Below are 12,213 nucleotides of genomic sequence, written 5' to 3'. Positions count from 1 at the left end.
GGGTGAAGGCCGGGTTGCGGTACGCCCTTTCGCAGTCGACCGACCAGGGGCACTGTTTCCTGCCCGAGGAGCAGCTGATCTCCGACGCGGTGAAGCTGCTCCAGGTCGACACGGGCCTGGTGATCGAGTGCCTGGCCGATCTGGCGGCCGACGAGGAGGGTGTCGTACGCGAGCAGGTGCCGGGCCCGGAGGGGCAGCCGCTGACGGCCGTCTATCTGATCCCGTTCCACCGCGCCGAGCTCTCCCTGGCCGCCCAGCTCCGGCGGCTCCTGCGCGCCGAGGAGGGCCGGATGCCCGCGTTCCGGGACGTGGCGTGGGACAAGGCGCTGGCGTGGCTGGCGGACCGTACGGGGGCGGAGCTGGCGCCCGAGCAGGAGGAGGCGGTGCGGCTCGCCCTCACCGAGAAGGTGGCCGTGCTGACGGGCGGCCCCGGCTGCGGCAAGTCGTTCACGGTCCGGTCGATCGTGGAGCTGGCCCGCGCCAAGAAGGCCAAGGTGCTCCTCGCGGCGCCCACCGGCCGCGCGGCCAAGCGGCTGGCGGAGCTGACCGGCGCGGAGGCGTCCACCGTGCACCGGCTGCTGGAGCTGAAGCCGGGCGGGGACGCGGCGTACGACAGGGACCGGCCGCTCGACGCCGACCTGGTCGTCGTCGACGAGGCCTCCATGCTGGACCTGCTGCTGGCCAACAAGCTGGTCAAGGCGGTGGCGCCGGGCGCGCACCTGCTGCTGGTGGGGGATGTCGACCAGCTGCCCAGCGTGGGCGCGGGGGAGGTGCTGAGCGACCTGCTGGCCCCGGACGGCCCGGTGCCCTCCGTGCGGCTCACGCGGATCTTCCGGCAGGCCCGGCAGTCCGGTGTGGTCACCAACGCCCACCGGATCAACTCGGGTCAGCAGCCGATCACTTCGGGGCTGCCGGACTTCTTCCTCTTCGTCACGGAGGACACCGAGGAGGCCGGCCGGCTCACCGTGGACGTCGCGGCCCGCCGCGTCCCCGCGAAGTTCGGCCTCGACCCCCGCCGGGACGTGCAGGTCCTGGCACCGATGCACCGCGGTCCGGCCGGAGCGGGGACCCTCAACGGACTCCTCCAGCAAGCGGTCACCCCCTCGCGGCCGGACGTCCCGGAGAAGAGATTCGGCGGCAGGGTCTTCCGCGTCGGCGACAAGGTCACTCAGATTCGCAACAATTACGAGAAAGGTGCGAACGGGGTCTTCAACGGCACGGTCGGCGTAGTCACCTCGCTCGACGTGGACGAGCAGCGGCTGACGGTGCTGACGGACGAGGACGAGGAGGTGCCGTACGACTTCGACGAGCTGGACGAGCTGGCCCACGCGTACGCCGTCACCATCCACCGCTCCCAGGGGAGCGAGTACCCGGCGGTCGTGATCCCGGTCACCACGGGGGCGTGGATGATGCTCCAGCGCAACCTGCTCTACACGGCCGTCACGCGGGCGAAGAAGATCGTCGTCCTCGTCGGCTCGCGCAAGGCGATCGGACAGGCGGTCCGCACCGTTTCGGCAGGCCGGCGCTTTACCTCACTGCGTCACCGGCTGAAAGGTGAGGTGCGGGTGGGAAAGATCACCTGAGGATCATCCGGACTTTCGCAACCGGGGCGAAGGGGGCAGGATGAGCAGGTTGGCGGCACTGAGTGCCGCCAATTGGCCGAATGGTCGACCCCGAGTGCACTCTGCTGGGCCAAGTGGGGGATGGTAGAGACAGTCAGGGCACCTCGAAGAAGAGGCACTACGTCGGTGAGGGATGACGTGAGCGACAACTCTGTAGTACTGCGGTACGCGGACGGTGAATACACCTACCCGGTGGTCGAGAGCACCGTCGGTGACAAGGGCTTCGACATCGGGAAGCTCCGAGCCCAGACCGGTCTGGTGACCCTGGACAGTGGATACGGCAACACCGCCGCCTACAAATCCGCGATCACCTACCTCGACGGTGAGCAGGGCATCCTGCGGTACCGCGGCTACCCCATCGAGCAGCTGGCCGAGCGCTCCACCTTCCTCGAGGTGGCGTACCTGCTGATCAACGGTGAGCTGCCCAAGGTCGACGAGCTGGCGGCCTTCCGGAACGAGATCACGCAGCACACCCTGCTGCACGAGGACGTCAAGCGGTTCTTCGACGGCTTCCCGCGCGACGCCCACCCGATGGCCATGCTGTCCTCGGTCGTCAGCGCTCTGTCGACGTTCTACCAGGACAGCCACAACCCGTTCGACGAGAAGCAGCGTCACCTCTCGACGATCCGGCTGCTGGCCAAGCTGCCCACGATCGCCGCGTACGCGTACAAGAAGTCGATCGGTCACCCGTTCGTCTACCCGCGCAACGACCTGTCGTACGTCGAGAACTTCCTGCGGATGACCTTCTCGGTCCCGGCGCAGGAGTACGAGCTGGACCCGGTCGTGGTCTCCGCCCTCGACAAGCTGCTGATCCTGCACGCCGACCACGAGCAGAACTGCTCCACCTCGACCGTGCGCCTGGTCGGCTCGTCACAGGCGAACATGTTCGCCTCGATCTCCGCCGGCATCTCCGCCCTGTGGGGCCCGCTGCACGGTGGCGCCAACCAGTCGGTGCTGGAGATGCTCCAGGGCATCCAGGCCGCCGGGGGCGACGTCGACTCCTTCATCCGCAAGGTGAAGAACAAGGAGGACGGCGTCCGCCTGATGGGCTTCGGCCACCGCGTCTACAAGAGCTTCGACCCCCGGGCGAAGATCATCAAGGCGGCGGCGCACGACGTCCTCTCGGCGCTCGGCAAGTCCGACGAGCTGCTGGACATCGCGCTGAAGCTGGAGGAGCACGCGCTCGCCGACGACTACTTCGTCTCGCGCAACCTCTACCCGAACGTGGACTTCTACACCGGTCTCATCTACCGGGCGATGGGCTTCCCGACCGAGATGTTCACGGTCCTCTTCGCACTGGGCCGCCTGCCGGGCTGGATCGCCCAGTGGCACGAGATGATCAAGGAGCCGGGTTCCCGCATCGGGCGCCCGCGCCAGATCTACACGGGCGAGGTCCTGCGCGACTTCGTCCCGGTCGAGAGCCGCTGACACACGACGACGCCGAGAGGGGTTCCCGTCGGGCGCCCCTCGCTGCGCGTACGAGAGCGCCCCGCCGCCGATCCCCCCACGGGTCGGCGAGCGGGGCGCTCCCCATATCCCCGGAACGGATTCCCCCCACGGGATCCGGGTCCGGGCGTCTGCCGGTTACCAGCAGAAGCTCGCGATGCGATCTGCCGGGGTACGTACGGGAGGGCCGCTCAAAGCTCCCCGGTGCACGTGCCCCGGCCAACGCTTGCCTGGGACGTCCCCCAAGACATCCCATGAACGTCCCCCAAGACGTTCGTGGCATCGCCCATTTAGACTCGCGAGCCGTCCAAATGGTTACCCCCAAATATCTGTGATCTAGATCTCTTTGTGAAGGTCCTGTGAGTCACGTGAAGGTGAAATCACGTGCAGGTACGGGACGGGCGACCGACAGTCACCACCGAAGTCGGAGGAAATGACCACGGCCGGTCCGGCCGCCCGTGGTCACGGGCGCGGTCCGGTCCGGCCGGAGGTGGTCGGTGCTCTCCGGTGCTTGCCGGTGTGGCGCGGTGTCAGGCCCGGCCGACGAGTTCGTAACCCGCCTCGTCGACCGCCTCGCGTACCGCGGCCTCGTCCAGGGCGGTCTCCGAGGTGACCGTGACCAGGCCGGTGGCGGCGACCGCCTTGACCGAGGTGACGCCGGCGATCCCCGAGACCTCCTCGGTGACGGCGCCCTCGCAGTGCCCGCAGGTCATGCCCCGGACCTCGTAGACGGTGGTGACGCCGCCGGCCGGGTTCCCGGTCGCGCCGTCGTGGCAGGAGCCGGTGGGCGAGCAGCAGGAGCCGGTCGCCTGGGGGAGGTCGGCCCTCGTCTCGGCGGTCATGGTGTTCTCCTCTTCGATCGGAGTCGCGGTGCGGCAGGGGCTCACGAGGTTCGCGAGAACGGCGTGGCGTCCTGATGTACTCACTTTATACCCCTAGGGGGTATCAATGCCAGCGCGGTCGCCTCCGCGTGCGGGGAGTCGGCGCCGGCTGTCGGGGAGCGGCGGGGGGAGTCGTCTCCGGGCGTCCCCGGTGGACGGCCCCCTCGCGGGCCAGGACGGACGTGGTCGGCGAGTCACGCCGCTGCCCCTGGTGCTCCGAGCCCTCGCGGGGACGGGCAAGCCGTTTACGCGGCCGGCCCCGCGCCGGGGGAGGCGCGGGGCCGGGGCGCCGGACCGCCCGGCGGCTGCGAGGGGGCGTCAGGATCCGCGGGCCCGGTTGCCGGGGCGGTTGGCCACCCAGACGCGGATCGTGTCCGGGTACCAGTAGGGCTTGCCGTTCTCCACGTGGTCGGGGTTCGGGAGCAGTCCGTGCTTCCGGTACGAGCGGACGGTGTCCGGTTGTACCCGGATGTGCGCGGCGATCTCCTTGTAGGACCAGAGCCTTCTGTCCGTCATCTGCAGCACCTCCCTGCGCGCGCCGCGGCGCGGTCCGGGAGGACCGTCGGGGGAGCCGGGGCGCGGACGCTGGTGATCACTCAGCCTGTGCCCGTTGAACGACACACAGTGACGAACGGGAAGGGCCTGTTGAACGGCTGTGACGGAAGGTGCGCGTAATGGAGATATGCGTGACACGGCAGGGACCGCTGTTACAGGACGGGCGCTTCCCGCCCGCTCGTCCCGGAGCGTCGACGGCCCTGACGTTGAGTGCCTCCGCGCCGTACACCGCCATGCCCTGCCCGGGGCCGGACCGGTCCGGCGCGGTGCTCACGCTCCGCAGGAGCGGAGGAAGCGGCGCGTGCGTGCGGCGATGGGGTAGGGCTTGTCCGGGGGGCAGGGGTACATGTCCTGCTCGACGATGGCGAAGAGGTCGACGTCCAGGGCCTGGGCGGCGGCCAGGACCGGTTCCAGGGCGGGAACGCCGGCCGGTGGTTCGCACATGACGCCGCGTGCCACGGCCGGGCCGAACGGGGTGCCGTCGGCGACGACCTGGGCGAGGATCCCGGGGTCGACCTGTTTGAGGTGCAGGTAGCCGATCCGTTCGCCGTAGGTCTCGATCAGCTCGACGCTGTCGCCGCCGCAGTACGCGTAGTGCCCCGTGTCCAGGCAGAGCGCCACGAGCTCGGGGTCGGTGGCGTCGAGGAAGCGGCTGACGTTCTCCTCCGTGTCGATGTGGGTGTCGGCGTGCGGGTGGACGACGACGCGCAGGCCGAACCGGTCGCGCACCTCCCGGCCGAGGCGTTCGGTCAGGCGGCTCAGGTCGCGCCACTGGTCCGCCGTCAGGTTCCGGTCCTCCAGCACCTCGCCGGTCTTGTCGTCACGCCAGAAGGACGGGATGACCACGAGGTGGCCGGCGCCCATGGCGCGGGCGAGGGCGGCGTTGTCCGCCACGTGTGCCCAGGTCTTCTCCCAGACGGCCTCGCCGTGGTGCAGCCCGGTGAAGACCGTGCCCGCCGAGACCTTCAGGCCGCGGCGGGCGGTCTCCTCGGTGAGCCGGGCGGGGTCGGTGGGGAGGTAGCCGTAGGGGCCGAGTTCGATCCACTCGTACCCGGCCTCGGCGACCTCGTCGAGGAAGCGCTGCCAGGGCACTTGCCGGGGGTCGTCGGGGAACCACACGCCCCATGAGTCGGGGGCGGAACCGATCCGGATGCGGGACAGCGGCGGCGGCGACAGCGGCGTCATGGTGGCCAGCTTGGTGGGGGCGGAGTGAGGCGTCAAGACTTCGTCCGAATGTCCGGACAAAATGTTGACAGGCTTTCTCGGGGCGGCTAGACCTGAGCACGGCGCCGACGCGAAGGGGACCTGGATGGCGACCGATCCGTACGACCTCATCACCATGGGGCGCATCGGGGTGGACCTCTACCCCCTCCAGACCGGCGTCGCGCTCGCCCACGTCGAGACGTTCGGCAAGTTCCTCGGTGGCTCGCCCTCCAATGTGGCGGTCGCGGCGGCCCGGCTCGGCCGGCGCACCGCGCTGATCACCCGCACGGGCGCGGACCCGTTCGGGGACTACCTGCACCAGGAGCTCCGCGCGTTCGGTGTGGACGACCGGTGGGTGACGCCGGTCGACGCGTACCCGACCCCGCTCACCTTCTGCGAGATCTTCCCGCCCGACGACTTCCCGCTCTACTTCTACCGCCAGCCCAAGGCCCCCGACCTGGAGATCCACCAGCACGAGCTCGATTCGGCGGCCATCGCGGCAGCCCGGGTCTTCTGGATGACCGGTACGGGCCTGTCCGCCGAGCCCAGTCGCGGGTCCACGCTCGCGGCCCTTGCCGCCCGGTCGGCCGCCGTACCTTCCGCCGCCGTGCCTCCCGCCACCGCGACTTCCGCCGCCGTGTCGTCGCCCGGCGGGCCGCGCCCCGCCGCGTACGCGGCCGCCTGGGACGGACGGGTCACCGTCTTCGACCTCGACTGGCGGCCGATGTTCTGGTCCGCGCCCGACGACGCCCGGCCCCATTACGCCGCCGCGCTGCGGCACGTCACGGTCGCCGTCGGCAACGTCGACGAGTGCGAGATCGCCACCGGGGAGCGCGAGCCGCGCGCCGCCGCCCGTGCCCTCCTCGACGCGGGTGTCCGCCTCGCCGTCGTCAAGCAGGGCCCCAAGGGCGTGCTCGCCATGACGGCCGACGGCGACACCGCCGACGTACCGCCGGTTCCGGTTGAGGTGGTCAACGGCCTGGGCGCGGGTGACGCGTTCGGGGGAGCCCTGTGCCACGGACTGCTCGCCGGGTGGGACCTGGAGCGAACCGTGCGGTACGCCAACGCGGCCGGCGCGATCGTCGCCTCCCGCCTCGCCTGCTCGTCCGCCATGCCGTTCCCGGACGAGGTGGCGGCCCTCCTGGACGGCGCCCCCGAGGGTCTCCCGGCCGCCGGGCGGCGCCCGGGTGCGGCGCCACCACACGAGCCGGACGAGCCGCACGCACCGAACCGGCCACGCAAGCCGCACGAGTCACACCGACCACACCAGCCGCATCAGCCACACCCGTCGCCGCACCCCCACCAGCCACACCAGCCCCACACACCGCCCGGCCCCACCGAAGGCGGGCGGCCGTGACCGTCGACCTCGCGCACCTCCTCGCGGTGCGCACCCGCCACCCGGAGGCCGTCGCCGAGGCCGCCTCCCGCCGCGGGCGCCGAGCCCTCCTCGGCGACTCCGGGCGGCTCATGATCGTGGCCGCCGACCACCCGGCCCGCGGCGCCCTGGCCGTGGGCGACCGGCCGCTCGCCATGGCCAACCGCCTCGACCTGCTGGAGCGGCTGTGCCTCGCGCTCTCCCGCCCCGGCGTCGACGGCGTCCTCGCCACCGCCGACATCCTCGACGACCTGCTGCTCCTCGGGGCCCTGGAGGACAAGGTCGTCATGGGCTCGATGAACCGCGGGGGCCTCGCCGGAGCCGCCTTCGAGCTCGACGACCGCTTCACCGGCCACCGCCCCGAGGACCTCGCCCGCCTCGGCTTCGACGCCGGAAAGCTGCTCCTGCGCATCGACCACTCCGATCCCGGCTCGCTCACCACCCTCGCCACCGCCGCCCGCACCATCGACGCCATGGCCGAGCGGCGGCTCCCCGTCTTCGTCGAGCCGTTCCTCTCCCACCGTGACCCGGCCGACGGCCGCGTCCGCAACGACCTGAGCCCCGACGCGGTGACCACGTCGCTCGCCATCGCCTCCGGGCTCGCCGGCACCTCCGCGTACACCTGGCTCAAGGTCCCCGTCACCGACGACCCCGACGACATGGCCAGGGTCATGGAGACCACGACCCTCCCCGCCGTCCTCCTCGGCGGCGACGTGGGACCCGACCAGGACACGGCGTACGAGCGGTGGCGGGCGGCCCTGCGACTGCCGACCGTCCAGGGCCTCGTGGTGGGCCGGTCCCTGCTCTACCCGGCGGACGGCGACGTCGCCGCCGCCGTCGACACCGCCGTCGCTCTGCTCTGAGGACCGGTCCAGGAGGGTACGGAGAGATCATGACCGACCAGCAGTTGTACGTACCGAGGGGCGAGTCCGCCCGCGGACCGTATGCCCTCGACATCGACCCGGAGCGGGCCGGCTGGGGCCACTCCGCCCTGCGCGTCCTCGACCTGGACGCCGGCGGCTCCCATGCCCTCGAAACGGGTGACAGCGAGTGGATCCTGCTTCCCCTCGCCGGCGGCTGTACGGTTCAGGTCGACGGCGAGTCCATCGAACTGCTGGGCCGGGACAGCGTGTTCAGCGGCGTCACGGACTTCGCCTACCTACCGCGTGACGCCCACACCCAGATCGCCTCCGGCGCGGGAGGCCGCTTCGCCCTGGCAGGAGCGAAGTGCGAGCGACGACTCCCCGCTCGCTACGGCCCCGCGCCGGAGGTACCGGTCGAAGCGCGCGGCAGCGGGAACCACGCCCGCCAGGTGCGCAACTTCGCCGCCGCCGACACCTTCGACTGCGACCGGCTCATCGCCGTCGAGGTCATCACCCCCGGCGGGAACTGGTCCTCCTACCCGCCCCACAAACACGACGAGCACCTCCCCGGCGAGGAGGCGGAGCTGGAGGAGATCTACTACTTCGAGATCGAGGGCGACGGACTCGGCTACCAGCGCGTGTCACCCTCCCGTCCCGGCGGCGCCGACGTCCTCGCGGAGGTGCGCAGCGGCGACGCCGTCCTCGTACCGGACGGCTGGCACGGCCCGTCCATCGCCCAGCCCGGCCACACCATGTACTACCTCAACGTCATGGCGGGCCCGGGCGAGGAACGGGAATGGAAGATCCGCTTCCACCCCGACCACCGCACGGAGGGATACCGATGAGCACCCGACGGCTCACCACCGCCCAGGCGCTCGTCGCCTTCCTCGCCCGCCAGTACACCGAGCGGGACGGGGAGCGCCACCGGCTCATCAACGCCACCTGGGGCATCTTCGGCCACGGCAATGTGGCGGGCATCGGCCAGGCCCTCGTCGAGAACGCCGCCCGGATGCCCTACCTCCAGGGCCGCAACGAACAGGCCATGGTCCACGCCGCCGTCGGCTACGCCCGCCAGTGCAACCGCCTCTCCACCCACGCGGTCACCACCTCCATCGGCCCGGGCGCCACCAACCTCGTCACCGGCGCCGCCCTGGCCACCGTCAACCGGCTCCCGGTGCTGCTCCTGCCCGGCGACACCTTCGCCACCCGCCCCGCCGACCCGGTCCTCCAGCAGCTCGAAGCGCCCTGCGCGGGGGACGTGTCCGTCAACGACACGCTGCGCCCCGTGTCGGCGTACTTCGACCGGGTCACCCGCCCCGAGGCGCTGATCCCGGCGGCGATGCACGCCATGCGGGTCCTCACCGACCCGGCCGCCACCGGCGCGGTCACGCTCGCGCTGCCGCAGGACGTGCAGGCGGAAGGCTTCGACTGGCCGGAGGAGTTCTTCGCCGAACGCGTCTGGCGGGTGCGCCGCCCACGGCCCGACGCGGCCGAACTCGAAGCCGCCGTCCAGGCCGTCGCGGCGGCGCGGCGGCCCCTGATCGTGGCCGGCGGCGGGGTCCACCACAGCGCCGCCGAGACCGCGCTCGGCACGTTCGCCGCCGCGACCGGCATCCCCGTCGCGTCCACGCAGGCCGGCAAGGGCTCCCTGCCCCACGACCACCCCGCCGACGTCGGCGGCATCGGCCACACCGGCACCTCCACCGCCAACCACCTCGCCCGCACCGCCGACCTGGTCATCGGGGTCGGCACCCGCTACACCGACTTCACCACCGCCTCCTCGACGCTCTTCGCCCACCCCCGGGTCCGCTTCGTCAACCTCAACATCACCGGCTTCGACGCCCACAAGATGGCCGCCCTCCCGCTGGTCGCCGACGCCCGCGAGGGGCTGGAGCAGCTCGCCGCATCCCTCGGCGGGCACGCCGTCCCGACGCCGTACGCGGGCGAGTACACCGAGCTCAGGGCCGCCTGGGACGCCCGCGTCACAGCCGCGTACACCCCCGCCGGTGAGGACGCGAGGCCCACCCAGCCGCAGGTCCTCGGGATGCTCGACACCCTGGTCACCGGCGACGACATCCTGATCAACGCCGCGGGCTCGCTCCCCGGCGACCTCCACAAGCTCTGGCGGACCCGCTCCCGCGACCAGTACCACGTCGAATACGGGTACTCCTGCATGGGCTACGAGATCCCCGCCGCCATCGGTGTCGCCCTCGCCGCCCCCGGCCGCCCCGTCTGGGCACTCGTCGGCGACGGTACGTACCTGATGAACCCCACCGAGATCGTCACGGCCGTCCAGGAGAACGTCCCCATCAAGGTCGTCGTCCTCCAGAACCACGGGTACGCCTCGATCGGCGGCCTCTCGGAGGCCGTGGGCGCCGAGCGGTACGGCACCGCCTACCGCTACCGGGCTCCCGACACCACGTACACCGGCGACCCGCTCCCGGTCGACCTCGCCGCCAACGCGGCCAGCCTCGGCATGCGGGTCCTGCGTGCCCACACCATCCGTGACCTGCGGGAAGCCCTCGGCGAAGCCCGCGTGGCGACCGTCCCCACATGTGTCTACGTCGAGACCGAAACGGCAGACACAGTGTCGGGCGCGCCCGCCGCCGAGGCATGGTGGGATGTGCCCGTGGCCGAGACCGCGACGCGTGCACCGGCGGTCAAGGCCCGGGAGGAGTACGACCGACAGGTCGCCGCCCGACGCCGCCACCTGTAGAGGTCCGAAGAGGAGTACGTACGTCATGACGAAGACCGTCCACCACTGGATCGGTGGCAAGACCGTCGAGGGCACGTCGGGCAACTGGGGCCCGGTCACCGACCCGGCCACCGGCGCCGTCACCACGCGGGTCGCCCTCGCCTCCGCCGAGGAGGCCGGCACCGCCGTCGCCGCCGCCAAGGCCGCGTACGCCACCTGGGGCACGTCCTCGCTGGCCCAGCGCACCACCGTGCTGTTCGCGTACCGCGCGCTGCTCGACGCCCACCGCGACGAGATCGCCGCCCTGATCACCGCCGAGCACGGCAAGGTCCACTCCGACGCGCTCGGCGAGGTCGCGCGCGGCCTGGAGATCGTGGAGCTGGCGTGCGGCATCACCGTCCAGCTCAAGGGCGAGCTGTCCACCCAGGTCTCCAACCGGGTCGACGTCGCCGCCATCCGCCAGCCGCTCGGCGTGGTCGCCGGCATCACGCCGTTCAACTTCCCGGCGATGGTGCCGATGTGGATGTTCCCGCTCGCCATCGCCTGCGGCAACACCTTCGTGCTCAAGCCCAGCGAGAAGGACCCGTCCGCCGCCAACCTGCTCGCCGAGCTGGCCTCCCAGGCCGGCCTGCCCGACGGCGTCCTCAACGTCGTCCACGGTGACAAGGTCGTCGTCGACGCGCTGCTGGAGCACCCGGACGTCGCCGCCGTCTCCTTCGTCGGCTCCACGCCCATCGCCAAGTACATCCACGCCACCGCCTCGGCGAACGGCAAGCGCGTCCAGGCCCTCGGCGGCGCCAAGAACCACATGCTGGTCCTCCCCGACGCCGACCTCGACGCGGCCGCCGACGCGGCGGTCTCGGCGGCGTACGGCTCGGCGGGCGAGCGCTGCATGGCGATCTCGGCGGTCGTCGCCGTCGGCGCCATCGGCGACGAGCTCGTCGAGAAGATCCGCGAGCGCGCCGAGAAGATCAAGATCGGTCCGGGCGACGACTCGGCCTCCGAGATGGGTCCGCTGATCACCGCCGCCCACCGCGACAAGGTCGCCTCGTACGTCACCGGCGCCGCCGCCCAGGGCGCGGAGGTCGTGCTCGACGGCACCGGCTACAGCGTCGACGGGTACGAGAACGGCCACTGGATCGGCCTGTCGCTGCTCGACAAGGTGTCCACGGACTCCGACGCGTACCGCGACGAGATCTTCGGCCCGGTGCTGTGCGTGCTGCGCGCCGGCACCTACGAGGAGGGCGTCCGCCTCATCAACGACTCGCCGTTCGGCAACGGCACCGCCATCTTCACGCGTGACGGCGGCGCCGCCCGCCGCTTCCAGCTGGAGGTCCAGGCGGGCATGGTCGGGGTGAACGTCCCGATCCCCGTCCCCGTCGGCTACCACTCCTTCGGCGGCTGGAAGGACTCCCTCTTCGGCGACCACCACATCTACGGCAACGACGGCGTGCACTTCTACACCCGTGGCAAGGTCGTCACCACCCGCTGGCCCGACCCGTCGGACGCCCCGGCGGGCGTCGACCTGGGCTTCCCGCGCAACCACTGACGCGTCCCCGCCCGGAGAAAACGG

Annotated in this window: 10 protein-coding genes; 7 read left to right on the top strand and 3 right to left on the bottom strand. The window is 71.6% G+C overall.

What is annotated here, in order from left to right; genetic code table 11:
- Nucleotides 1-1,583 (top strand): SF1B family DNA helicase RecD2 (gene recD2, locus ABD347_RS02945; protein ID WP_344355959.1); only part of this gene is annotated, 1,583 nt, incomplete at its 5' end.
- 177 nt (nt 1,584-1,760) lie between these two features.
- Nucleotides 1,761-3,050, top strand: a complete 1,290-nt coding sequence (locus ABD347_RS02940) for a citrate synthase (RefSeq protein ID WP_344355958.1) — start codon at nt 1,761-1,763, stop codon at nt 3,048-3,050.
- Between the two features lie 548 nt (nt 3,051-3,598).
- On the opposite strand, the gene ABD347_RS02935 is transcribed toward ABD347_RS02940, so the two are convergent.
- The 3 genes from ABD347_RS02935 to ABD347_RS02925 all read right to left on the bottom strand — a co-directional run bounded on the left by ABD347_RS02935 (nt 3,599) and on the right by ABD347_RS02925 (nt 5,689).
- Nucleotides 3,599-3,910 (bottom strand): heavy-metal-associated domain-containing protein, encoded by a 312-nt coding sequence (locus ABD347_RS02935; RefSeq protein WP_344355956.1) that lies wholly within the window; start codon nt 3,908-3,910, stop codon nt 3,599-3,601.
- Nucleotides 3,911-4,267: 357 nt separating this feature from the next.
- Complete coding sequence (locus ABD347_RS02930) at nt 4,268-4,465, bottom strand: helix-turn-helix transcriptional regulator (RefSeq protein ID WP_344355954.1); 198 nt, start codon at nt 4,463-4,465, stop codon at nt 4,268-4,270.
- A gap of 309 nt (nt 4,466-4,774) precedes the next feature.
- On the bottom strand, nt 4,775-5,689 hold the full coding sequence (locus ABD347_RS02925; RefSeq protein WP_344355952.1) for a sugar phosphate isomerase/epimerase family protein: 915 nt from the start codon (nt 5,687-5,689) through the stop codon (nt 4,775-4,777).
- A 124-nt stretch (nt 5,690-5,813) separates the two neighbouring features.
- On the opposite strand from ABD347_RS02925, the gene ABD347_RS02920 reads away from it, so the two are divergent.
- Genes ABD347_RS02920 through ABD347_RS02900 form a run of 5 tightly spaced genes read left to right on the top strand, consistent with a single transcriptional unit; the run spans nt 5,814 to nt 12,189 of the window.
- Nucleotides 5,814-7,064: a 5-dehydro-2-deoxygluconokinase gene (locus tag ABD347_RS02920; protein ID WP_344355950.1), complete on the top strand. Its 1,251-nt coding sequence runs from the start codon at nt 5,814-5,816 to the stop codon at nt 7,062-7,064.
- Entirely contained in the window at nt 7,061-7,945 is an 885-nt protein-coding gene (locus ABD347_RS02915) for a Cgl0159 family (beta/alpha)8-fold protein (RefSeq protein WP_344355949.1), read from the top strand. The genes ABD347_RS02920 and ABD347_RS02915 overlap by 4 nt, the downstream gene beginning before the upstream one ends.
- A 29-nt stretch (nt 7,946-7,974) precedes the next feature.
- Nucleotides 7,975-8,790, top strand: a complete 816-nt coding sequence (iolB, locus tag ABD347_RS02910; protein ID WP_344355947.1) for a 5-deoxy-glucuronate isomerase — start codon at nt 7,975-7,977, stop codon at nt 8,788-8,790.
- The gene (iolD, locus tag ABD347_RS02905; RefSeq protein ID WP_344355945.1) at nt 8,787-10,661 is read left to right on the top strand and encodes a 3D-(3,5/4)-trihydroxycyclohexane-1,2-dione acylhydrolase (decyclizing); all 1,875 of its coding nucleotides are present in this window, start codon (nt 8,787-8,789) and stop codon (nt 10,659-10,661) included. Before iolB ends, iolD begins: the two co-directional genes overlap by 4 nt.
- A 25-nt stretch (nt 10,662-10,686) precedes the next feature.
- A complete protein-coding gene (locus ABD347_RS02900) occupies nt 10,687-12,189 on the top strand; it encodes a CoA-acylating methylmalonate-semialdehyde dehydrogenase (protein WP_344355943.1) in 1,503 nt (500 codons plus the stop codon).
- Nucleotides 12,190-12,213 lie beyond the last annotated feature (24 nt).

The sequence above is a fragment of the Streptomyces gobitricini genome (assembly GCF_039532985.1).
In the GTDB taxonomy this organism is placed as follows: Bacteria; Actinomycetota; Actinomycetes; order Streptomycetales; family Streptomycetaceae; genus Streptomyces; species Streptomyces gobitricini.
The sequence above is the reverse complement of the archived record's forward strand: the minus strand, read 5'-3'. Positions and strand labels throughout refer to the sequence as shown.

Excerpts from the sequence above, each read along its gene's own strand:
- ABD347_RS02935 (WP_344355956.1), bottom strand. The coding sequence starts at position 3,910 with ATGACCGCCGAGACGAGGGCCGACCTCCCCCAGGCGACCGGCTCCTGC.
- ABD347_RS02930 (WP_344355954.1), bottom strand. The coding sequence starts at position 4,465 with ATGACGGACAGAAGGCTCTGGTCCTACAAGGAGATCGCCGCGCACATC.
- ABD347_RS02925 (WP_344355952.1), bottom strand. The coding sequence starts at position 5,689 with ATGACGCCGCTGTCGCCGCCGCCGCTGTCCCGCATCCGGATCGGTTCC.
- ABD347_RS02920 (WP_344355950.1), top strand. The coding sequence starts at position 5,814 with ATGGCGACCGATCCGTACGACCTCATCACCATGGGGCGCATCGGGGTG.
- iolB (WP_344355947.1), top strand. The coding sequence starts at position 7,975 with ATGACCGACCAGCAGTTGTACGTACCGAGGGGCGAGTCCGCCCGCGGA.
- iolD (WP_344355945.1), top strand. The coding sequence starts at position 8,787 with ATGAGCACCCGACGGCTCACCACCGCCCAGGCGCTCGTCGCCTTCCTC.
- ABD347_RS02900 (WP_344355943.1), top strand. The coding sequence starts at position 10,687 with ATGACGAAGACCGTCCACCACTGGATCGGTGGCAAGACCGTCGAGGGC.